Raw genomic sequence first — 23,660 nt, forward strand, 5'->3', positions numbered from 1 at the left:
ATATTATTCAGACATAAAAAAACCCGCCAAGTGGCGGGTTTAAACAAGAGTGTGCTAGCAATAAAGATTAAGCGTCAGCTTTTTCTTTTTTTGCTTTTGGCGCTTTAACTGGCTCTGACTTTTTAATAACAGTCGTACCTTCAAACGTCTCACCTTCAACATAAGCTTTACCGTAGTAAGCCGCTGTTAGTACATCTTTTAGCTCGCTGATCAATGGGTAACGTGGGTTAGCACCAGTACATTGGTCATCGAACGCTTCAACAGACAGTTCGTCAAGTTTAGCAAGGAAGTCAGCTTCTGGAACACCAGCAGCCTGGATAGACAGTGGGATTTCTAGGTTAACTTTTAGCTCTTCTAACCATGTTAGTAGACGCTCAATTTTCTGTGCAGTGCGGTCACCTTCGTGAGATAGACCAAGATGGTCAGCAACTTCAGCGTAACGGCGACGTGCTTGCGGACGATCGTATTGAGAGAACGCAGTTTGCTTCGTTGGGTTATCGTTCGCGTTGTAACGTACAACGTTTGAGATAAGTAGTGCGTTAGCTAAGCCGTGTGGTACATGGAACTCAGCACCCAGCTTGTGCGCCATAGAGTGACAAACACCTAGGAAGGCATTCGCAAACGCGATACCAGCAATAGTTGCCGCATTATGCACTTTCTCACGAGCGATTGGGTCGTTAGCACCATTTGCATAGCTTGATGGTAGGTATTCTTTAAGCATTTTAAGCGCTTGAAGTGCCTGACCATCAGAGTATTCGTTCGCAAGAACAGATACATAGGCTTCTAATGCGTGCGTTACTGCATCGTAACCACCAAATGCTGTTAGCGACTTAGGCATGTTCATTACTAAGTTCGCATCAACAATTGCCATTTGTGGCGTTAGTTCGTAATCCGCAAGTGGGTATTTAGCACCTGTTTTATCATCAGTAACAACCGCAAACGGCGTAACTTCAGAACCAGTACCCGATGTTGTTGTGATACATACAAGCTCAGCTTTCTTACCCATTTTAGGGAACTTGTAAATACGTTTACGGATATCCATAAAGCGCATTGCTAGTTCTTCAAAGTGAGTATCTGGGTGCTCGTACATAACCCACATGATTTTAGCTGCATCCATTGGAGAGCCACCACCAAGTGCGATGATTACATCAGGTTGGAAGCTCTTCATCGCTTCAGCACCTTTTTCAACAACAGATAGCGTTGGATCCGCTTCTACGTCGAAGAAAGTTTGAACTTCGATGCCTTGTGCTTTAAGTAGTGATACAACTTCGTCAGCGTAGCCGTTGTTGAATAGGAAACGGTCTGTTACTAAGAACGCGCGTTTCTTGTCTTCTAGATCGCTCATTGCGATTGGAAGGCTACCACGACGGAAGTAGATAGATTTTGGTAGTTTATGCCACAACATATTCTCAGCTCGCTTCGCTACTGTTTTCTTGTTGATAAGGTGTTTTGGACCCACGTTCTCAGAGATAGAGTTACCACCCCATGAACCACAACCAAGAGTTAGAGAAGGCGCTACGTTGAAGTTGTAAAGGTCACCGATACCACCGTGAGTCGTCGGGATATTTACAAGAATACGTGCAGTTTTTAGTTTGTCACCGAAGTAACGAATACGGTCAGCATTTACATCTTGGTTAGTGTATAGACCAGATGTGTGGCCGATACCGCCAAGCTCTACCATTTTAACGGCTTGTTCTACCGCGTTCTCAAAAGAAGAAGCACGGAACATACCTAGCGTAGGAGACAGTTTTTCATGTGCGAATTCATCTTCAACACAAACTTCTGCACCTTCACCGATAAGAATCTTAGTATTAGCAGGCACTTTAACACCAGCCATCTCTGCGATTTTAGTTGCAGGTTGACCAACGATATCTGCATTTAAGTTGCCGTTGATAAGCAGTACTTTACGTACTTTTTTCGCTTCATCTTTCGACAATACATAACCATTAGAAGAAGCAAAACGTGCTTTTACTTCGTCGTAAACTTCATCCATAACAATAACAGCTTGCTCAGACGCACAAACTACACCGTTATCGAATGTTTTCGACATAAGCACAGATGCTACTGCACGCTTGATATCAGCAGTTTCATCAATAACAACAGGTACGTTACCCGCACCAACACCGATAGCTGGTTTACCTGAAGAGTAAGCCGCTTTAACCATACCTGGACCACCAGTCGCAAGGATAAGGTTAATATCATCGTGCTTCATTAGTGCATTAGATAATTCAACAGACGGTTGGTCGATCCAGCCAATAATATCTTTTGGCGCACCAGCAGCAACAGCAGCATCAAGTACTAGCTTAGCAGCATCATTTGTTGAGTTTTTAGCACGAGGGTGTGGCGAGAAGATGATCGCGTTACGTGTTTTAAGAGAGATTAGAGATTTGAAGATTGCTGTAGATGTTGGGTTGGTTGTTGGTACGATACCACAAATGATCCCAACTGGTTCTGCGATAGTCATGGTGCCGAACTCTTTGTTCTCTTCCAAAACACCACATGTTTTTTCGTCTTTGTATTTGTTATAGATAAATTCTGAAGCGAAGTGGTTTTTAATAACCTTATCTTCAACAATACCCATACCAGATTCAGCAACAGCCTGTTGAGCTAGAGGGATACGCGCATTATTTGCCGCTAGGGAAGCTGCACGGAAGATTGCATCTACTTTCTCTTGAGAGAAAGTCGCAAACTCTTTCTGAGCCGCTTTAACACGTGCAACCATTGCATCTAGTTCAGCCATATTTGTTACAGGCATAGTTAACTCCTAACTTAATATTGAAAACTTTTTAGTAAGGATAGGTTTCAAATCCTATTGAGCTGCAGTAATAACGAAATTACGTTACATCACAGCAACACCCATACTTAGTAAATTGCTTTCAAAACTGATTATATTATTTCACACTCCGAAATAATTTGATTTAGATCACTTGTAACCCATTTGAGGTATTAATTGTCAAAATCAGATTTACATCATGTAAAAACAATAAGTTAATCGTAGTTTTTGCGACCAAGTCGCTATCTTTTACAACCTATTCATAAAAAGTTTCACGCTCTACAGAATGAAATATTACGTAATATTCCTACAAATTTTACACATATCAACGTCATTTGTGATTGCAATCACAAAAAAAATACCACTTCGCTCAAACTTTGTTTCATAAGTGACTAGCACGTAATTCACCACTAAAGAGTAATGCGTCAAAACTCGATTAACAATGGCATAACAGGCATACGTAATTAATTCCTGTTATTGCTCAAAATTACTTTTATTTTATTGGTGATTAGCAATAGTTTGGCTTAAAATATCGACAATTCGCTGCTTTGTCCTATTTCATGCCATTTAACATATGCATGAATTTGCATTTTTAGGCAGATTGATCACGTTGGATTCGCCACCTCACCTTCATGGTGAAACCGCTCCAGTAGTTCTTACTCTCGAATGATGATTAACCTATGCAACCCATTGAATTTGCTATTTACCTCCAATTCTTTGTCGGTCTGATCGCGGCTGTAAACCCTATTGGTATCATGCCTGTGTTCGTATCTTTAACTGCTCATATGGGTCCAGAAGAGCGCAATAAAACAGCTTATACTGCCAACATCGCTGTCACGGTGATTTTGACGGTGTCGTTGTTAGCAGGGCAATTCTTACTGGATATGTTCAGTATCTCACTCGATTCCTTCCGCGTGGCGGGTGGCTTGTTATTGATGAGCATCGCATTTTCAATGATGAGCGGTAAGCTTGGTGAGGATAAGCAAAATAAACAAGAGAAGTCAGAATCTATCAGCCGTGAACAAATTGGCGTTGTTCCTTTAGCTATGCCACTAATGGCGGGGCCTGGTGCAATAAGTTCGACCATCGTTTATGGAGCTCGCTACCCAGGTTTCACCAGTACGATTGGTATCGCGGTTACCATTGCTCTGTTTGCATTTAGTTGTTGGCTACTTTTCAGAAGCGCTCCGATCATAGTGCGCTTCTTAGGCCAAACTGGCATCAACGTTATTACTCGTATTATGGGGTTAATCCTTGGAGCGCTTGGTGTTGAGTTTATTGCAACAGGCTTACGCTCTCTTTTCCCAGGGTTAAGTGGCTAACCACATTACGAAAACTCATCTTCACAAAAGGAGATCATGCAGAATGGTTTCCTTTTTTTATGCTATCGACCCAACGCAATTTATCGATCATCCTTTTATTAAGCCTTTGCCAACATTAAGCCAAATCATTATATTTCATACCTGCAATATAATGATGGAGCTGGCTAATACCAATCCAGTTTTAAACTACTCTCAATAGTCAGAAATACACATTTAAAGAAATCATTGGCCACATAATTAGAAGTGCGTTATGTCTACATCACCATTAAGAACGAAGCTCTACGACATTATTTTCGGAACGCAAAGCAAAGGCGGTCAGCGCTTTGATATCGCGTTAATCATCGCCATCATCAGCTCTGAAATCGTTCTGATTTTGTCATCAGTTGCCAGTTTTGAAGCCCGCTTTAGTACTGCACTACTCTACATTGAGTTTGGCTTTACATTACTCTTTACGATTGAGTACATACTACGCTTATACTGCTCTCCAAAGCCTCTTGCCTACGCACGCAGCTTTTATGGCCTTGTTGACTTAATCGCTATCATTCCCGCTTATATTGCGTTCTTTGTGCCGGGAGCAAACTACCTACTGATTATTCGTTTAATACGTGTATTGCGGATATTTAGAGTACTTAAGTTAGTTAGATACCTACGTGATTCCAATATATTACTGCGCTCGCTCAAGCATGCTCAGCGGAAAATATTTGTGTTCTTCAGCTCTGTGTCTATTTTAGTCACAGTGTTTGGCTCATTGATGTTCGTTATCGAAGGGCCAGATAATGGCTTCACCAGTATTCCGCAAAGCATTTACTGGGCGATTGTCACAATCACAACGGTGGGTTACGGCGACTTAGTACCTCATACTGTATTAGGGAAATTTGTCGCCTCTCTGACGATGTTATTGGGCTACTCAATTTTGGCTGTACCAACCGGTATTATTACAGCTGAGTTAAACCAAGAAATGCGTGTTAGTCGAGAGCTTATTCGCTGCCCTAACTGTGCCACCAGCGGCCATGAAACCGATGCTCATTATTGTAAAGAGTGTGGTACTCACCTGCCCGAAAACGTGTAGCTGTTGTATCAGTATTACTCGATGAAACAGTAACAATAAAAAAAGGGAATACGCAGATTGCTTAACAGCAGCAATGCGTATTTCCCTTTTATGAATCAAAAAACGATAAACCTAGCCAATAGCTTAATCGTTGCTTGTCTCAATTGTGCTTTTATTCATGCTTCGAAATAAACTCTACAGCGATATCAGGAAAGTCAGTAAACACCCCATCGACGTTGGCAGTGTTGTAGAAAATATCAAGCATATCTTCAAAGTTTTCCGCGTAAGCCGGTATACGACCTTCATCTTTACGGAAAGTATATGGGTGAACAGCCATGCTTTCTGCGTGCGCCGCTTTCACTAAGCCTGTCAGCTTAATATTACCCTTAGTTGATGCGTCTGAAACAACCATAGGTTTCCATGGACCAATGCCGTCAGCATACTTACCAAGCGTTTTCATTCCGCCCTTTTCAAACATCCAGTCATAATCGTACGGCTGTGCTTTACCTTTGGCGTCATAGACCATAGTTTCATTCCAATCGGTATAAGCCATTAACTGAACCAATTTTAGATCCATGTTCATCGCTGGCATCAGATCATCATGAATACGTTTTAGCTCATTGAAATCAAACGTCTGTAGATATACGTTGCTGTCTTTGTCGGTATAGCCGTACTCTTTTAATACTTTGAGCACAGCTTTACTAATGTCTTTACCTTCATGGCGGTGGAACCAAGGGGCTTTAATTTCAGGGTACAGGCCAATATCGTAGCCCAGTGTCTTGTTTAGCCCTTGGATCATTTCAATTTCTTGTTGGAAAGTCGGTACTTTAAAGTCCGATTTCCACATAGGGTAACGCTCAGGGAAGCCTTGAACTTGCTTACCGTCTTTTACATTAAAGCCTTCAGTTACACTTAATTGCTTGATTTCAGCCAACGTAAAATCAATCGCATAGTAGCGACCATCATCTCGTGCACGCTTAGGGAAAACTTGGGCTACATTCGTAACTCGATCCAAATAGTGATCATGTAAAACTACCAACTGATCATCTTTGGTCATTACAACATCTTGCTCGATGAAATCAGGCTTCATCGCATACGCCATCGCTTTAGCAGGCAAAGTATGTTCAGGTAAATAACCTGAAGCACCACGGTGAGCCACAACAATTTTATCGGAATCAGTTTGCGCCACTGTAAAAGGGGAAATAAGAGCACAACTCACGGCTGCAACAAGACACATCTTTTTCATTATTATTGTCCTTAACCTTTTGTTATTGGATTTAAATGTTCGTTAGAAACAAACAACAACATAATAATGTGTAATCGATATTAAATTTGGTGAATATTTTGTTTGTGTGACCAAATTCGCTCGATATTGCTCATAACAGTTTCGAATAATGACACAAGATCAAACTTTATGACTTAATTCAACAGTCTAGTTACGCAAACACCTCGACAAGTATGCTAAGCCTCAAAAAGTATGTACAAAAAAACAGACGAAAAAAAACCGCTCATAAAGAGCGGTTCAATCAAACTGTCACAGTGTATTTAACTGCTTATTTACGACGCCACGTTGTACCTTGCGCGCCGTCTTCTAGAATGATGTTCATTGCGAGCAACTTGTCACGCGCTTCATCAGCTGCAGTCCAATCTTTTGCAGCACGCGCATCTAAACGCTGCTGAATCAGTGCTTCAATTTCAGCGACATCGTCTTGACCTGCTGCGCCACCTTGAAGGAAAGCTTCAGGATCTTGAGAAAGCAAACCAAGTACATCAGCCAGTTCACACATACGAGCACCAAGTACAGAGGCCGCCGCTAAATCGTCGGCTTTAAGACGGTTTACTTCACGCGCCATGTCAAATAGTACTGAGTACGCTTCTGGTGTATTGAAATCGTCATCCATCGCGGCTTTAAAGCGAGCAACGAACTCTTCGCCACCAGCAGCAACAGCATCAGTGTCTAAACCACGCAATGACGTATATAGACGCTCAAGAGCAGAACGTGCCTGCTTTAGATTATCTTCGCTGTAGTTCAATTGGCTACGGTAGTGACCAGACATTAGGAAGTAACGAACAGTTTCACGATCGTAGTGCGCTAATACATCACGGATAGTGAAGAAGTTATTTAGCGATTTTGACATTTTTTCGCGATCGATCATCACCATACCGCTGTGCATCCAAGTATTTACATACTTAGAGCCTGTCGCACAGCATGATTGTGCGATTTCATTTTCGTGGTGTGGGAATTGTAGATCTGAGCCACCACCATGAATATCAAAGTGATCGCCAAGAATTGCCGAGTTCATTGCTGAACATTCGATGTGCCAACCCGGACGCCCTTCACCCCATGGTGATTCCCAAGTCGGTTCACCAGGCTTAGACATTTTCCATAATACGAAATCAAGTGGGCTACGTTTTGCAGATTCAATATCAACACGCGCACCTGCCTGAAGTTGGTCAAGATCTTGCTTAGATAGCTGACCATAAGCATCGTACTTGCTAACTTCAAACATAACATCGCCATTGTCTGCAACGTAAGCAAAGCCACGTTCGATCAAACGTTCACACAGCGTGATGATTTCAGCAATAAATTGTGTTGCACGTGGCTCAACATCTGGGCGTTTCATACCAAGTGCGTCAAAGTCAGCGTACATTTCACCGATTAAGCGCTCAGTCAGTGAATCACAGCTTTCACCGTTTTCTGCTGCACGCTTGATGATTTTGTCATCAATATCAGTGATATTACGAACAAATGTTAGATCGTAACCAGAGTATCGTAAGTAACGAGATACAACATCAAAAGAAACAAACGTACGGCCATGACCAATGTGACACAAATCGTAAATGGTCACCCCACAAACGTACATGCCTACTTTGCCAGGCTGAATTGGTGTAAATTCTTCTTTTTGTCGTGAGAGTGAGTTATAGATCTTTAGCATGTCTTGTCATTGCTCATGTTAGGGGTTACAGATTTATAGCAATTACACCTTTTATGACTTATTAAGGCAAGGAAAAATAAGCCTTCATATTCGTTCGAGCGCCAAGTTACTACCTAACGCACTTTATTTGACGCTATCTAATTAAAATCATTAACATTTTTTACGCAATTTAGAATCATCATAGTATTAAATATATCCAACCGTCGATTAGACACTCTTCTTTTCTGGTGTCAATTACCGCTCATGTGACCAAGATTGTTTAGAATTCACACGACATTGGTAGCTAATACTTTTGACGGTATTATCACCTATAGTTAAATGATATTGACGGCATCCCTTAGTACGATAAAATTCAATACTTAACGTACAGACATCCAGTTAAAGGACAATCTCATGGTAACGCTTCACACAACTTTTGGTGACATCAAAATTCAACTAAACGAAGAACAAGCACCAGAAACATGTGCAAACTTCATGCAGTACTGCCGTGACGGTTTCTACAATGGCACTATCTTCCACCGTGTAATCGATGGTTTCATGGTTCAAGGTGGCGGTATGGCATCTGGCATGGAAGAAAAAGAGTCTCGCGCAACAATCAAAAATGAAGCAAACAACGGCCTAAGCAACAAAGTGGGTACACTTGCTATGGCACGTACAATGGAGCCGCATTCAGCAAGCTCTCAGTTCTTCATTAACGTGAACGACAACAAATTCCTAGATTTCAAATCAGAAACGCCTGACGGTTGGGGTTACTGTGTATTCGCTGAAGTTGTTGAAGGTATGGATGTAGTAAACAAAATCAAAGCGGTTTCTACTGGCAACTGGGGTTACGTTCACCAAGACGTACCAGTTGAAGAAGTACTGATCAACGACGTGACTATCGAAGAGTAATCTTCTATCAGGGGTGGCTTTAGCCACCCTTGCTTTTATTTATGACAACTCTTTTTATTGCAGATCTTCACCTTAGTGCCGACCGCCCTGACATCACGAACTGTTTCTTGCAATTTATGGCAAATGAAACAGCGGACATTGATGCCTTGTATGTGCTCGGTGATCTTTTTGAAATGTGGATAGGCGATGACGACAACTCCCCTTTTCACCAACAAGTTAAGCATGCTTTCAAGCAGTTAACCGACAGCGGCATCCCCTGTTTTTTCATTCATGGCAATCGCGATTTCTTAATTGGAAAAAGATTCAGTCAGGAAACAGGCGTTCAGTTATTAAATGAGCATACGGTGATCGACCTATATGGCACCCCGACACTCATTTTGCATGGCGACACGTTGTGCGTACAAGATATTGATTACCAACGCTATCGCAAAAAAGTTCATAACCGTTTTATTCAATGGTTGTTCATGTGTTTACCACTCAATCGACGCTTAAAAATTGGCGCAAAAATGCGCGGTAGTAGCAGCGAGAACAACCAACGAAAAGATGCTGATATCATGGATGTTGATGCAACTGCAGTGTTAGACATGCTGCAAGCTTACCAAGTCAACCATATGATTCATGGTCATACCCACCGCCCTAACGTCCATCAATTAGATGTAAACGGTCAAGCGGCAACACGTACTGTACTTGGTGATTGGTATGATCACGGCTCTGTATTAGTGATTACACCAGAAAGTAGCGAACTACAAACTCGTCAGTTTGGTTAATTGCTATAAAAATCAGACACAAAAAAGGTACGCATCGCGTACCTTTTAAATTCTCGACCCAATAACTCTTGTTAAATATATCGATATAACAAAACTAAAGCCAACAGCTCCACTTTATGCTGTCGCGAACGTTTGTCGCCCCTGTAACCATGAGCGGAACATAGTAACGGATGTATACAAAACAACGCCGATAACGAGCCATGCTAAAAGATGTAAATCCAACGACTTCACTAAATACGCAGCAATAATTACAGCAATAGGGCCAGAAATGGCAACAGCAACAGCAGCACGTGAATTCACCCTATCCATACGAAGAAAGCTTCCCGCAGAAAAGAACGTCAAGAATGCACAAGAACACATCATGATAGGGAAAGCAGCTAGTGGGTGCATACCTAGTAAATAAATCATCGTCATACAAGGCGCATATAAACCAATACCGACGGTCATTAGGGCTCCGAATAAGAAATTACCAGCAATAGCAATCGCTAACTTCCAGCCACTAAGCCCAAGTTCCAATCCACCTAAAGGGAATAATTTAAGCTGCCCAGCCAGCATTAATGTAGCAACCACCATTAATGCACAGCCCATAACTAACCGAATAACTTGCCGATCCCAATTCGAAACAATGCGAGCACCAATTGTAGCCCCTAAGCAAGCTGCAACCACTAAACTCACCAATGTAATCGAATCAACTTGTACTGCGGTTAAAAATATAAGCGATTGCGCCACTGTTGCTAATACAGCTTGGCAATTTAATGTTCCTGGTAATAACTTGTCATCAATTAACTTAAACTGTTTATATCCTGCCGTTTTTATTGCAAAACTACCCACACCTAGTGTGTCGCAAAAGTTTGCGAAGCCACCAATAAAGGCAATTGGTAATATTTTCGTTTCAGCTTCCTGCTTTCGGTTTTTGCGCCATGAATTAAAAAGCATAACGATAAAAACCGCACCACCTACAAGCAATCCAGCTTGTATCATAGTTAAGAGAGACATATTTAATACGGTTACTAATACAAAAAAGCATTATTCATCATAATAAAATGACTCGCCATGCTTAATATCAAATTTATCATTACCTTGAGTGATACGAACTCACGTTTTACAGTCATGTATTCACTAAAAGAATGATAAACGCTAGGCGTAATAGGTTTTTTTCGCTATAATTTTGCAAATTCTCAGCCGTGTTTACCAGATACTTTCCATGTATTCATACCTCGCTCGACAACCGATACTTAATAAAGACAAAGTGACTATTGGTTATGAGTTACTTTTTCGCGATGGTCCTGAAAACAGCTTCCCTAATATCTGTGATGAAACCGCAACCAATCGTTTGCTTATTGATAATTTTTTCTCATCTGGAAGCAATCAGGTTACTGGCGGCAAGCGAGGCTTCGTAAACTTCCCCCATGCGAGTTTAATTCAACGTGTACCGCTGCTCTTTCCGAAGAAAAGTTTTATTATCGAAATTTTGGAAACCTGTGAGCCTAATGATGAATTGTTAGAAGCGGTTATTGAACTGAACCAAAAAGGATATACGTTAGCATTGGATGACTTTATTCCCTCTCCTGAGTGGAAGCGCTTCATTCCCTATATCCATATCATTAAGTTTGATATTAGAGTTACTCCTATTGAAAAGTGCATGCTTTTTATTCGCTTGCATAAAACAATTAAAATTAAATATCTTGCTGAAAAAGTAGAAACTTACGAAGAATTCGTTCGTGCAAAGGATGCCGGATTTGATTTTTTCCAAGGGTATTTTTTTAGTAAGCCTGAAATGCTTCAACGTAAATCATTAAGCCCATCGAGTTTAACGACACTCCGTTTGTATCAAGAAATTTGTCAATCAGAAGTCGATTACAATAAGATTGAAGAGATTATCGCTACTGACGTATCACTTTCGTATAAATTACTACGTCACGTTAACGGCATGTTTGTTATTCGCGCGAAGCCGATCTCATCATTCAAACAAGCTCTGGTCTATTTAGGCGAAGAACGACTACGTCGGTTCATTACGTTTGTTGCAACATCGCATGCATTAGAAAATAAACCACAATCACTCTATAACCTTTCACTGCAACGCGCACAGTTTTGTGAGCGTCTAGGTGCCCGATCACCTCTCAACATTTCAAGTAATCAAGCTTTCTTAATGGGGTTATTTTCATTATTGGATTCACTGCTTGATCAACCACTAAATGAATTGTTGCTGTTATTACCACTCAGTAGCGAAATAAAAGAAGCGCTGTTAGATCACACAGGTTCACTGGGCATGCTACTTAAATTAGCGATGGCTTACGATACTGCGGATTGGGATAGCGTAAACCAGTGTACTTCGGCTCTAAAATTAAAAGAAAGCGATGTTGCCGATGCTTATATGAGTTCGGTAAAATGGGCGACTGCTTTTGAAAGGACAATGACGAAACCAGATGTCTAATACTCTATGCCCTTGTGGTAGCCAACAACCGTTATCTCACTGTTGCCAGCCTATTCACCAAAACCCAGCCCTTGCTATTCACCCAGAGCAGCTCATGCGGTCTCGATACAGTGCACACGTACTTGGACTGGTTGATTATGTGGTAGCGACTTATCATCCAAGTTGCCATGCTGAAGATTACCGTGATGCAATTGCAGATTCGGTGAATTCACAATGGTTAGGCTTAAACGTTATCAATAGCGAAATAGCAGATTCCGGTGAAGGGTTTGTTGAATTCGAAGCCTTCTACCAAGATGATAATGAACAATTTTGCTTAGCTGAGCGTTCACGCTTCCTTAAAGAGGCAACCGACGGTGTTACGCAGTGGTATTACATCGACGGTGAATACCCAAAGCAAGAAAACGAGCTTGATCCTGAATTAATACCAAACGCAGCTCCTCAGCAGCCTATCGCTAATCCAGATAAAATTGGCCGTAATGATCCTTGTGTCTGCGGTAGCGGTAAAAAATACAAAAAGTGCTGCGGCTAACACCCACACTAAATACTGACTTCCAGCCCCTCCTGACAGCGAGTGAACTCAATCAATTGATTTCACTCTGTTTCAACCTTTCGTGATAAAACCTCCAATTTATTACCTCACGTTGAAAAATCGCTCAATAAAGACACAAGCATTGTCGATAAAGTAAGCATCTGTTCTGATGTAGAGACAATGCTATGATCAATCCGAATAATCATCTGCCTTACCCTACTCGCCACCCGCTGGAGAAAACTGAAAAATCAGCCGCACTTGATGAGCGCAAACAACGCGTTAAAAACCATGAAAAGCAACAAAAAAACGAACAAGAACACCCTCCCCGAAAAAAGCCCCACCATAAAGGGTTGCTAGATATTTATGTTTAGACGCATTTTTAACTTACTGTTTTACCAAGGCTTCTAGATTATTAGCGAAATAATCAATTTTTATTTAAAAACCATGTTGCAAATTCTGATGAGCTTCGTTAGTGTAAATGACAAGCGAAAATTAAATAGCAATTTATTCAGAGTTCATAATTATGCGTATCGAAATGATTAACCTACATCATCATCACCATCCTGATTAGTCTTTCGGGAGGATACGCCTCACTCTGGAAGACGAAGAACACCTCTTCCAGTGGTCAATAAGAATACAGAATTCAAGACCCTTGGAAGCCAAAGTTTCCAAGGGTTTTTTCGTTTTAGCACAATGGATTAGCTCAAAATTAATAAGCACCAGCTTAAAGAAATAGGGATAGCAGCATGCAAACACAACGACTTCGTATCGCAATTCAAAAGAAAGGCCGCTTAAGCAAAGAGTGCCAAGACCTACTTAAACGCTGTGGCGTTAAATTCAATATGGTTGGTGAACGTTTAGTCGTTCACGCAGAAAATATGCCCATTGATTTGTTACTGGTTCGTGACGATGACATCCCAGGACTAATTATGGATGGAGTTGTTGACTTGGGCGTCATTGGTGAAAATGAACTCGAAGAAGTTGCTCTTGAGCGTGCTGCGCGCAATGAACCCAATGACTATGTAAAACTGCGTCGTTTAGACTTTGGGGGTTGCCGCCTATCTATCGCTATCAACAAAGATGACGAATACCAAGGCCCACAAGATCTACAAGGCAAACGCATTGCTACCACTTACCCACAACTCGTTAAGCGCTATATGGATCAACAAGGCGTGAAATTTAGCACTTGTATGCTCAACGGTTCGGTTGAAGTCGCTCCTCGTGCAGGTCTTGCCGATGCCATCTGCGATTTAGTCTCTACAGGCGCAACACTTGAAGCCAACGGCCTAAAAGAAGCGGAAGTTATCTTACGCTCAAAAGCCGTTCTGATTCAGTGTACCCGCGCGCTTAGCGATGAAAAACAAGCACTCATCAATCGCCTGCTCACCCGTATGCAAGGTGTTATTCAAGCCAAAGAATCGAAATACATTATGCTGCACGCCCCCACTGAACGCCTTGACCAAATCAAAGCACTATTACCTGGCGCAGAAGACCCAACAGTGTTGCCACTATCTCAAGACAACAACCGTGTGGCTGTTCACCTTGTTAGCTCTGAAAACTTATTCTGGGAAACGATGGAACAGCTGAAAGAACTTGGCGCTAGCTCAATTCTGGTACTGCCAATTGAAAAAATGATGGAGTAATCATCATGAAAACCTTAGTTTGGCAAACATTGAGCGAATCGCAACAAGAAGGGTTATTGCAACGCCCTGCGATTACAGAAGGTGCAAACATCACCGCGACAGTTGCTCAGGTGATTGCAGATATTCGTCAGCGTGGCGATGAAGCATTAACTGAGTTAACCGAAAGATTTGATCGGATTCGTCCTGAGTCTATCCAGGTTGAACAAGATAAAATCAATGCAGCAAGTGATCGACTAAGCCCAGAAATGAAACAAGCGCTTCAGCAGGCTTACGATAATATCCGTTGTTTTCATCAGGCGCAAAAACCGAAAACGCTGCGAGTAGAAACCCAGCCAGGTGTAGTCTGCGAGCAAGTGACACGCCCAATTAACTCTGTTGGTTTATATATTCCCGGCGGTAGCGCACCGCTACCATCAACCGTTTTAATGCTCGGTATTCCTGCACAAATTGCAGGGTGTCGCCAAGTTGTACTCTGTTCACCGCCGCCGATTGCAGACGAAATTCTCTACGTTGCAAAGCTGTGTGGGATAACTGAGGTGTATAACGCTGGTGGGGCACAAGCCGTAGCTGCGATGGCTTATGGCACAGAGAGTATCTGTAAGGTTGATAAAATCTTTGGTCCGGGCAATGCCTATGTGACGGAAGCGAAGCGCCAAGTAAGCAATGATTTTCGTGGTGCGGCGATAGATATGCCTGCAGGTCCTTCTGAAGTATTAGTGATTGCAGATGAAACCGCCGATCCAGACTTCATCGCGGCAGATTTGTTAAGCCAAGCTGAGCATGGCCCTGATTCACAAGTTATTTTAGTGACACCTGACCCGAGTTTAGCCGACCGAACAGCGGATGCTATTCAGCAACAATTAGCGCTATTATCTCGTGCTGATATCGCACGCCAAGCGCTAGGATCGAGTCTGCTGATCGTGGCTGAAACACTGACGCAGTGCATCGCCATTTCTAACCACTACGGGCCTGAGCACTTAATTGTTCAAACCCGTAATCCACGTGATTTAGTCCCATTACTAGACAATGCGGGATCTATTTTCTTAGGTGATTGGTCACCCGAATCTGTCGGTGATTATGCTTCGGGCACTAACCACGTACTACCGACCTACGGCTATACCCGTACCTACTCAAGCCTTGGCCTCGCGGATTTTAGTAAACGCATGACTGTACAAGAATTGAGTGCAACAGGGCTACAACAACTGGCACCGACGGTTACAACAATCGCAGAAGCAGAGGGTTTAGATGCCCATAAACGCGCTGTAACTATTCGGATCGAAAAACTGAATGCCGCACTTAAAGCAGCGAATAACACAGACGAAACAACAAAGGAAATATCATGACCATTACCAAGCTGGCTAGAAAAACGGTTCAGGCACTGACGCCTTACCAATCGGCACGCCGCCTTGGTGGCTGCGGCGATATTTGGCTCAACGCTAATGAATCCCCTTTCGCCAACGATTACAGCATCAGCTGCAATCGATTAAACCGCTATAGCAGCTGTCAGCCTGAAGCATTACTCCAAGCTTACGCCGATTATGCAGGCGTAAAAAAAGAACAAGTATTAACCAGCCGTGGTGCAGATGAAGGTATTGAATTACTGATCCGTACCTTCTGCGAGCCAAATAAAGACAGTATTCTATATTGCCCACCCACTTACGGTATGTATGGCATCAGCGCAGAAACATTTGATATTGGCAATAAAATTGTACCGTTAACAGCAGATTGGCAGCTCGACCTTAATGCGATAGAAGCAAACCTTGATACCGTCAAAGTCGTGTTTGTTTGTAGCCCAAACAACCCAACAGGGAACCTGATTGATCGCACCGATATAGAGCGTCTACTCGCAATGACAGCGAACCGTGCAATAGTGGTGATGGACGAAGCATATATCGATTTTTGCCCAGAAGCCTCTACCGTGGATTTACTCGCTGATTACCCGAATCTAGTGATTCTACGCACCTTATCCAAAGCTTTTGCACTTGCGGGTTTACGCTGTGGCTTTACGTTAGCCAGCCCTGAAATTATCGAGCTGCTATTAAAAGTGATTGCCCCCTACCCTGTACCTATTCCTGTTGCCGACATTGCCCTGCAAGCACTGTCACCTGGTGGATTAGCAAGAACGAAGTTTCAAGTTTTAGATTTGAGCGCAAACCGCGCTTACCTTCAAGCCGGTCTTGGCATGCTTGAAGGCGTAAAAGTCTATGACGGTTACGGTAATTATCTCTTAGTTGAGTTCCAAGATGCAGACCGACTTTTCCAAGCACTGTGGGAGAGCGGGATCATTCTGCGCCGCTCTCCTGTACCAAACTGTATTCGAATCAGTGTTGGTAACCGTGATGAATGCGAAAAGACCCTCGCCTTTATTCGTGAACAATTAGTACAAACCAGATAATTAAGGACAGCACTGTGAGCAAGGAAAAGATTTTATTTATTGACCGTGATGGCACCTTAATTGTAGAGCCACCAGTAGACTTTCAAGTTGATCGTCTAGATAAACTCAAGCTAGAACCTTTTGTCATTCCAGCATTATTGAAACTACAAGATGCAGGTTACACCTTAGTTATGGTGACTAACCAAGATGGCTTAGGCACAGATGCCTATCCACAAGCAGATTTTGATGCCCCACACGATATGATGATGGAAATTTTCGAATCGCAGGGCGTCAAATTTGCTGATGTACTGATCTGCCCGCACTTTGATAGTGCGAACTGCAGTTGCCGTAAGCCCAAATTAGGGTTAGTTAAAGATTATCTTCAGCAAGGTCGGGTAGATTTCGCAACATCTGCGGTTATTGGGGATCGTGAAACAGATCTTCAACTGGCTGAGAATATGGCTATTCGCGGCATTCAATACAATCCCGCACCATCAGATAGCACCACACTAAATTGGCAACAGATCGTTAAAGATCTCACGACAAGCCCAAGGATCGCCGAAGTTGTTCGAACAACTAAAGAAACGGATATCCGTGTTCGTGTGAACTTAGATGAAACCGGTGGCAACAGTATTCATACTGGGCTTGGCTTTTTTGACCACATGCTAGATCAGATTGCGACCCACGGTGGCTTTCAGATGCAGCTGAACGTGGAAGGTGATTTACACATCGACGATCACCACAGTGTTGAAGATGCAGCGTTAGCCCTTGGACAAGCACTAAAAGATGCACTGGGTGACAAACGTGGTATTGGCCGCTTTGGTTTTAGCCTGCCAATGGATGAATGTTTAGCACAATGTGCGCTGGATTTATCAGGCCGTCCATACCTTAAATTCGATGCAGAGTTCAGTCGTGAGCAAGTGGGCGATCTGTCTACCGAGATGGTGTCACACTTTTTCAGATCATTAACCGATACCTTAGCGTGCACCTTACACCTGTCATCGACAGGTGCAAATGATCACCACATTGTCGAAAGCCTATTTAAAGCTTTTGGCCGCACCTTGCGTCAGGCTATCGCAGTGAATGGCAGCGAATTACCAAGCAGTAAAGGAGTGTTGTAATGGCGTATGCCAATCAGAAAATCGTCATTATTGATACAGGCTGTGCAAATGTTTCTTCAGTGCGCTTTGCCATTGAAAGACTTGGGTATAGCGTTACCGTGAGTAAAGATAGCGATGTCGTACTTGGGGCAGATAAGCTATTTCTACCTGGCGTAGGAACCGCAAGTGAAGCGATGAAAAACCTGCATGAACGAGATCTCGTCTCGCTGGTTAAGCAGGTTGATAAGCCGTTACTGGGCATCTGTTTAGGAATGCAGTTACTTGGGGCCGTCTCTGAAGAACAGGGACAAAGTGGTCAATCATTAGTTAATTGCCTTGGCCTGTGTGATGCGCCAATTAAAAAGCTGGAAACTGGTGATTTTCCCTTGCCACACATGGGGTGGAACACCATAACGCCAAGTGAAGGTCATCCGTTATTTAAAGACATTCCATCTGGTAGCTATTTTTATTTTGTTCATAGTTACGCCATGCCAGTTAATGATGCCAGTTACACAATTGCGCAGTGCGAATACGGTCAACCTTTTAGTGCAGCAATTCAAAGCGGGAATTATTACGGTGTCCAATTCCATCCTGAGCGTTCAAGTAAAGCTGGCGCTCAATTAATTAAGAACTTTTTAGAAATGTCAGCATAACTGCGTCCACTGCCAGCAAAAAAATTATAAAAGGATTTAGGATGATTATTCCCGCTCTCGATTTAATTAATGGCCAAGTCGTCCGCCTGTTTCAAGGCGACTATGGCCAAGTAACAGAATACAACGTCGACCCTGCAGAGCAATTTGATCTTTACCACCAAGCAGGCGCAAATTGGCTTCACCTTGTTGATTTAACAGGGGCTAAAGACACCTCTTCACGTCAATTAGATTTAATTAGTCGCCTGCTGGCAAGCACCCCAGCCAAAGTACAAATTGGCGGTGGTGTTCGCACGGAACAAGATGTAGCAGATTTACTGAACGCAGGTGCTGAGCGTGTGGTTATTGGATCGACTGCCGTTAAACACCCCGAATTGGTAAAAAGCTGGATTGAAAAATACGGTGCCGAACACATCGTTTTAGCACTGGATGTAAACATAGACGCGGCAGGTAACCGTCATGTTGCTGTTTCTGGTTGGCAAGAAGATTCTGGCATCAGTATTGAAGCATTACTCACTGATTTTTTAACAGTAGGCTTACAGCATGTATTGTGCACGGATATTTCGCGTGATGGCACTTTGACAGGATCTAACGTCGATTTGTATATAGATTTATGCGCCCAGTACCCTCAAGTGAAATTTCAATCTTCAGGTGGTATTGGCAACCTTGATGATATCGCCGCCTTAAAAGGCAGTGGGGTTGCTGGTGTCATTGTTGGCCGCGCATTACTAGATGGTAAATTCACGGCAGATGACGCCTTTCAATGCTGGGCAAACTAAGCAAGGAGTAAAAACATGTTAGCAAGACGTATTGTGCCTTGTTTAGATGTACGAGATGGCCAAGTGGTGAAAGGGGTGCAATTTCGTAATCACGAGATTATTGGCGATATTGTCCCTCTCGCCAAACGCTACGCTGAAGAAGGCGCAGATGAATTAGTCTTTTATGATATTACCGCATCCAGTGACGGTCGAGTGGTCGACAAAAGTTGGGTAGCGCGTGTTGCCGAAGTGATCGACATTCCTTTCTGTGTCGCAGGCGGGATTAAATCTGCTGACGATGCGAGTCGTATCTTACAATTCGGTGCTGATAAAGTATCGATTAACTCCCCTGCACTTGCCAAGCCAGAATTGATCACTGAGCTTGCCGATAAATTTGGCGTGCAGTGCATTGTCGTCGGGATTGACTCCTACTTTGACGCTGAAACAGGTAAATACCAAGTCTATCAATTCACTGGGGATGAAAACCGAACCCAAGCAACCCAATGGGAAACACGTGATTGGGTGCAAGAAGTACAACGCCGAGGCGCGGGTGAAATCGTGCTTAATATGATGAACCAAGATGGCGTACGTAATGGCTACGATCTTACCCAACTCAACATGGTGCGTGAGGTTTGTCATGTTCCATTAATCGCCTCTGGTGGCGCAGGTGAAATGGTGCACTTTGCCGATGCATTTCAACAAGCTAATGTGGACGGTGCGCTTGCTGCTTCTGTCTTCCACAAACAAATCATCAATATTGGTGAACTAAAGCAGTACCTTAAAGAGCAAAATGTGGAGATCCGACTATGAGTGCAGCCCCGACTTTAGATTTAAATACCGAAATTAACTGGGAAAAAGTAGACGGCTTAATTCCAGCTATTGTGCAAGATAATACCAGCGGTCAAGTACTGATGCTCGGGTACATGAATACCGAAGCACTAGCAAAAACATTAGACACTCAGCAAGTTACCTTTTGGTCTCGCACCAAGTCCCGCTTATGGACCAAAGGCGAAACCTCTGGCAACGTTTTAGCACTAAAAAGTATTGATCTCGATTGTGATAAAGATACCTTGCTAGTGAAGGTTAACCCTGTGGGTCCAACCTGCCACTTAGGCACAACCACCTGTTTTGACAATCCAAATGCCACCCCATCTGAACAACCTGCTTTGGTGTTTCTTCATCAACTTGAGCAAGTCTTGGCTAATCGTAAAAATAGTGATCCCGAATCTTCTTATACCGCCAGTTTATATGCCCGTGGCACCAAACGTATTTCGCAAAAAGTGGGCGAAGAAGGTGTTGAAGTCGCGCTTGCGGCAACGTCGGGTGATAAGGCGGAATTAGTTAACGAATCTGCTGATTTGCTTTATCACTTAATTGTATTACTGCAGGACCAAGGTTTATCGCTATCTGACATAACTAAACGTTTAGAAGAACGCCATAATAAGTAAATTATTGATAAGCCGCATTTAGATGCAGGATATGCATAAATAGCAAAAAGCCCGTAACGACAACTATTTATAGTCACGTTACGGGCTTTTTATTAAATCTTAATCCGCCCTTTAGGTAATGTAATTAACGACCTAAGGCTTCTTTATAATGTCGACGGCATACCGACACATAACGGTCATTTCCACCAATAACCACTTGATCACCATCAGCAATCGCTTGTCCGGTTTCATCCTGGCGAATCACCATATTAGCTTTACGCCCACAGTGACAAATTGTTTTTAATTCAACCAACTTATCAGCCCAAGATAATAAATAACGGCTGCCTTCAAATAACTCACCACGGAAGTCACTACGTAAACCGTAGCATAATACCGGGATATGTAACTTATCGACCACCTCGGTTAACTGATATACCTGTTCTTTACTCAAGAATTGGCATTCATCAATCAACACACAATCAATTCTCTGCCCATCATGAATCGTCGCAATGCGATCGAATAAGTTATCATCATTGGTAAAAAGCTCGGCTTCTTCTTGTAAACCAATACGCGATGTCACTTTACCCTTACCAAAACGATCATCAAGTGCCGCAGTGAAAATAACAGGTGTCATACCACGTTCGCGATAATTAAATGAAGATTGAAGTAATGTGGTTGATTTACCTGCATTCATTGCAGAGTAATAAAAGTACATCTGGGCCATGAGGCTTTCCTAGTCATCTGGGTGAAGAAAGTGCGGACGAGATGCTACATAAAATACGCGAATAATTAAAGTCACATGCAACGATAGACACAAGTTTTTACGACTTTACCCATGTTATAAGACATAGCGTCCATAAAAAAACCAGCACCTCACAATGCTGGTTTTTAATCATTCACAAATGTTATTAGATGTGCTTATACACCACACATTGTATCACCAGTTAAACATTCACTGGTGATGACAATCGACGGCGAGATAACCACCCTAAGAAAGTACATACAATAATGAAGGCTAATGTCGCCGCCAAGAAAGAGACCGCTAAAGAATCGGTAAAACCGAGTACAACGAAACCAATAGCTGATACAAGGGCAACCGCCAACGCGTAAGGTAACTGCGTTGATACGTGATCGATATGATGACAACGCGCCCCTGTTGAAGACAGGATGGTGGTATCTGAAATAGGAGAACAATGGTCACCAAATACAGAACCAGCCAATACTGCCGCCAGCATAGGAAGCATTAAGGCAATATCGGTGGCACCAGCAAGATCACCTGCAATAGGAAGCATGATACCAAACGTACCCCATGAGGTGCCGGTCGAGAATGCCATCACACCCGCCAAGGCAAACAAAATCACAGGAAGTAGCATTGGGTTAACATTGCCTTGTACCAAGGTAGAAAGGTATTTACCCGTTTCCATATCCCCGATAACGCTACCAATACTCCAAGCAAATAGTAGGATTAAGATTGCGCCAAACATTGATTTAGCACCAATCCACAATGTATGCGCGACATCTGGAACAGGAATACGCTGACGAATAACTGGAATTAGCGCAGCTATAAAACCAATTAAACCACCGTAGCACAATGATAAGCCTACATCGGTATTTTCAAATGCACCAAGTAGATTAAATGCAATACCGTCAGCAGCCAGCGCTTGATAGCCCGTAAAGATCAAGAAGAAGAAAGTAGAAATAATAAGAGCAATAATTGGCATAACCAAGTCGGCTACACGTCCATTTTCACTTTCTTCTATTTCTAACTCATCATTGAGATCTCTCGCTTTATTGTCATCGTCACCATCATCAAACCCATGACCACGACTGGCTTCTAATTCATGTTTAAGCATTGGGCCCACATCAATTTGGAACCAAGACACCACAAACACCATTAGCAAAGCAAACACAGCATAAAAATTCATTGGTGCCAGCTGCATGAAAGCACTTAACGCTGAATATTCAGTCACGCCATGTGAAACTAAAATACCGCCAACAATTGTAATGATGTATGCCCCCCAACTTGATGCTGGCATCAATACACACATAGGAGCCGCTGTTGAATCAAGAATATACGCCAGCTTTGCACGAGATACATAGTAGCGATCGGTCACTGGGCGGGCAATTGCACCTACTGCTAGGCTATTAAAATAGTCGTCTACAAAAATGAACACGCCTAAAAATGCAGCAAGAAGCTTAGAGCCTCGTTTAGTTTTAATTCGAGTTTGTGCCCATTCCGCAAAAGCACGTGTACCGCCAGATAAGGTTAATAGAGCCGTTGTCATTCCTAATAGAATAAGGAAAGCAACAATACTCATATTCCAGCTATTTATTGCGCCATCATCAATGAATAAGCTAGCGACTGTGGTTCCGATATAACTTGCTGAATGAGTGAAGGAAAAGTCTGTAAGTAATAGTGCGCCGAGAGCAACACCCATACCCAGCGAAAGTAAAACGCGACGCGTTAAAATCGCTAAACCTAATGCCACCAATGGGGGCAATAACGAAATGGAGGAATTTGAAAAATCTACAATATTCATGATCTCTACTACAACCGATCTGGTTGGAGATCTACTGCTGGCACAGTTGTGCCATGATGAGATGCCGATAAGGAGAGCTGAAAGCTCCCCGACCCCACAGTAGCGCTCCATAGTTAATGTAATTATATACTATGGCAGTGTTGCCTCTATTCGATGACAACCCCAGCAAGAATGTTTGATACTCATTTCTCACTTCGGCATTGGCTCCTTTCATTTGCTATCAACGGAATCACCTCCAGCAAATTACTTATAGACAATGCACCTCTACCCTTTAGAAGGTACAAACCATTCTACGGAATCGAATCAAAGATGCAATAAGTTAAGGTGAATTTTTTAACATAAACAGTGAATAATTTTACCAGCGAGCTCAAAAATCGCACAATCCAAAGAAGCATTAAGTTACTAGCATTGTCTATTTAGGGCTGAGATATTATCCCTTCGATTTTATAGCTAGGTCACATTTACTTT

At 42.7% G+C, this 23,660-nt stretch carries 20 protein-coding genes, 1 pseudogene, 1 riboswitch and 1 other annotated feature; of the genes and pseudogenes, 15 read left to right on the forward strand and 6 right to left on the reverse strand.

The window, feature by feature from the left end; genetic code table 11:
- Positions 1-67 precede the first annotated feature (67 nt).
- Positions 68-2,755, reverse strand: coding sequence for a bifunctional acetaldehyde-CoA/alcohol dehydrogenase (gene adhE, locus ASV53_RS11975; RefSeq protein ID WP_094957246.1), 2,688 nt, complete (start codon positions 2,753-2,755; stop codon positions 68-70).
- Between the two features lie 698 nt (positions 2,756-3,453).
- On the opposite strand from adhE, the gene ASV53_RS11980 reads away from it, so the two are divergent.
- Positions 3,454-4,095 carry a YchE family NAAT transporter gene (locus ASV53_RS11980; RefSeq protein ID WP_094957247.1) on the forward strand — a complete coding sequence of 214 codons (642 nt, stop codon included), beginning with the start codon at positions 3,454-3,456 and terminating at the stop codon, positions 4,093-4,095.
- A gap of 250 nt (positions 4,096-4,345) precedes the next feature.
- Positions 4,346-5,164, forward strand: coding sequence for an ion transporter (locus ASV53_RS11985; protein ID WP_062689976.1), 819 nt, complete (start codon positions 4,346-4,348; stop codon positions 5,162-5,164).
- Positions 5,165-5,315: 151 nt separating this feature from the next.
- On the opposite strand, the gene glpQ is transcribed toward ASV53_RS11985, so the two are convergent.
- Positions 5,316-6,389: a glycerophosphodiester phosphodiesterase gene (gene glpQ, locus ASV53_RS11990; protein WP_094957248.1), complete on the reverse strand. Its 1,074-nt coding sequence runs from the start codon at positions 6,387-6,389 to the stop codon at positions 5,316-5,318.
- A gap of 307 nt (positions 6,390-6,696) precedes the next feature.
- Positions 6,697-8,079 (reverse strand): cysteine--tRNA ligase, encoded by a 1,383-nt coding sequence (gene cysS, locus ASV53_RS11995; RefSeq protein ID WP_062689972.1) that lies wholly within the window; start codon positions 8,077-8,079, stop codon positions 6,697-6,699.
- A 393-nt stretch (positions 8,080-8,472) separates the two neighbouring features.
- Between cysS and ASV53_RS12000 the strand changes: the two genes are divergently transcribed.
- Together ASV53_RS12000 and lpxH are read left to right on the forward strand one after the other, a co-directional pair.
- Positions 8,473-8,970 carry a peptidylprolyl isomerase gene (locus tag ASV53_RS12000; protein ID WP_062689970.1) on the forward strand — a complete coding sequence of 166 codons (498 nt, stop codon included), beginning with the start codon at positions 8,473-8,475 and terminating at the stop codon, positions 8,968-8,970.
- A 41-nt stretch (positions 8,971-9,011) separates the two neighbouring features.
- Positions 9,012-9,737: a UDP-2,3-diacylglucosamine diphosphatase gene (lpxH, locus tag ASV53_RS12005; protein WP_094957249.1), complete on the forward strand. Its 726-nt coding sequence runs from the start codon at positions 9,012-9,014 to the stop codon at positions 9,735-9,737.
- A gap of 114 nt (positions 9,738-9,851) precedes the next feature.
- On the opposite strand, the pseudogene ASV53_RS12010 reads toward lpxH, so the two are convergent.
- A pseudogene (locus ASV53_RS12010) lies at positions 9,852-10,760 on the reverse strand (TSUP family transporter); the annotation flags it as partial.
- A 181-nt stretch (positions 10,761-10,941) separates the two neighbouring features.
- On the opposite strand from ASV53_RS12010, the gene ASV53_RS12015 reads away from it, so the two are divergent.
- The 11 genes from ASV53_RS12015 to hisIE all read left to right on the forward strand — a co-directional run bounded on the left by ASV53_RS12015 (position 10,942) and on the right by hisIE (position 20,673).
- Positions 10,942-12,171 carry an EAL and HDOD domain-containing protein gene (locus tag ASV53_RS12015; protein ID WP_094957250.1) on the forward strand — a complete coding sequence of 410 codons (1,230 nt, stop codon included), beginning with the start codon at positions 10,942-10,944 and terminating at the stop codon, positions 12,169-12,171.
- Entirely contained in the window at positions 12,164-12,700 is a 537-nt protein-coding gene (locus ASV53_RS12020) for a YchJ family metal-binding protein (RefSeq protein ID WP_062689965.1), read from the forward strand. Before ASV53_RS12015 ends, ASV53_RS12020 begins: the two co-directional genes overlap by 8 nt.
- A gap of 185 nt (positions 12,701-12,885) precedes the next feature.
- A complete protein-coding gene (locus tag ASV53_RS12025) occupies positions 12,886-13,071 on the forward strand; it encodes a hypothetical protein (protein ID WP_062689964.1) in 186 nt (61 codons plus the stop codon).
- Between the two features lie 175 nt (positions 13,072-13,246).
- Positions 13,247-13,384: a sequence feature (His leader region), on the forward strand.
- Between the two features lie 62 nt (positions 13,385-13,446).
- A complete protein-coding gene (gene hisG, locus ASV53_RS12030; RefSeq protein WP_062689962.1) occupies positions 13,447-14,343 on the forward strand; it encodes an ATP phosphoribosyltransferase in 897 nt (298 codons plus the stop codon).
- A 5-nt stretch (positions 14,344-14,348) separates the two neighbouring features.
- Positions 14,349-15,686: a histidinol dehydrogenase gene (hisD, locus tag ASV53_RS12035; protein WP_094957251.1), complete on the forward strand. Its 1,338-nt coding sequence runs from the start codon at positions 14,349-14,351 to the stop codon at positions 15,684-15,686.
- The gene (gene hisC / locus ASV53_RS12040) at positions 15,683-16,738 is read left to right on the forward strand and encodes a histidinol-phosphate transaminase (RefSeq protein WP_189337866.1); all 1,056 of its coding nucleotides are present in this window, start codon (positions 15,683-15,685) and stop codon (positions 16,736-16,738) included. The genes hisD and hisC overlap by 4 nt, the downstream gene beginning before the upstream one ends.
- Before the next feature lie 14 nt (positions 16,739-16,752).
- Positions 16,753-17,838 carry a bifunctional histidinol-phosphatase/imidazoleglycerol-phosphate dehydratase HisB gene (gene hisB / locus ASV53_RS12045; protein ID WP_094957252.1) on the forward strand — a complete coding sequence of 362 codons (1,086 nt, stop codon included), beginning with the start codon at positions 16,753-16,755 and terminating at the stop codon, positions 17,836-17,838.
- Entirely contained in the window at positions 17,838-18,470 is a 633-nt protein-coding gene (gene hisH, locus ASV53_RS12050) for an imidazole glycerol phosphate synthase subunit HisH (protein ID WP_094957253.1), read from the forward strand. Before hisB ends, hisH begins: the two co-directional genes overlap by 1 nt.
- Before the next feature lie 41 nt (positions 18,471-18,511).
- Positions 18,512-19,246: a 1-(5-phosphoribosyl)-5-[(5-phosphoribosylamino)methylideneamino]imidazole-4-carboxamide isomerase gene (gene hisA / locus ASV53_RS12055; protein ID WP_062689959.1), complete on the forward strand. Its 735-nt coding sequence runs from the start codon at positions 18,512-18,514 to the stop codon at positions 19,244-19,246.
- Between the two features lie 15 nt (positions 19,247-19,261).
- The gene (hisF, locus tag ASV53_RS12060) at positions 19,262-20,035 is read left to right on the forward strand and encodes an imidazole glycerol phosphate synthase subunit HisF (RefSeq protein ID WP_062689957.1); all 774 of its coding nucleotides are present in this window, start codon (positions 19,262-19,264) and stop codon (positions 20,033-20,035) included.
- Positions 20,032-20,673 (forward strand): bifunctional phosphoribosyl-AMP cyclohydrolase/phosphoribosyl-ATP diphosphatase HisIE, encoded by a 642-nt coding sequence (gene hisIE, locus ASV53_RS12065; RefSeq protein ID WP_094957254.1) that lies wholly within the window; start codon positions 20,032-20,034, stop codon positions 20,671-20,673. The genes hisF and hisIE overlap by 4 nt, the downstream gene beginning before the upstream one ends.
- Positions 20,674-20,797: 124 nt before the next feature.
- On the opposite strand, the gene ASV53_RS12070 is transcribed toward hisIE, so the two are convergent.
- Both ASV53_RS12070 and ASV53_RS12075 read right to left on the reverse strand, forming a co-directional pair.
- On the reverse strand, positions 20,798-21,376 hold the full coding sequence (locus ASV53_RS12070; RefSeq protein WP_062689953.1) for a thymidine kinase: 579 nt from the start codon (positions 21,374-21,376) through the stop codon (positions 20,798-20,800).
- 220 nt (positions 21,377-21,596) lie between these two features.
- A complete protein-coding gene (locus ASV53_RS12075; RefSeq protein ID WP_094957255.1) occupies positions 21,597-23,192 on the reverse strand; it encodes a Na+/H+ antiporter NhaC family protein in 1,596 nt (531 codons plus the stop codon).
- A 92-nt stretch (positions 23,193-23,284) separates the two neighbouring features.
- Positions 23,285-23,467: riboswitch (Lysine riboswitch) on the reverse strand.
- Positions 23,468-23,660 lie beyond the last annotated feature (193 nt).

Origin of the sequence: Photobacterium sanguinicancri (assembly GCF_002265265.1) — a bacterium.
In the GTDB taxonomy this organism is placed as follows: Bacteria; Pseudomonadota; Gammaproteobacteria; order Enterobacterales; family Vibrionaceae; genus Photobacterium; species Photobacterium sanguinicancri.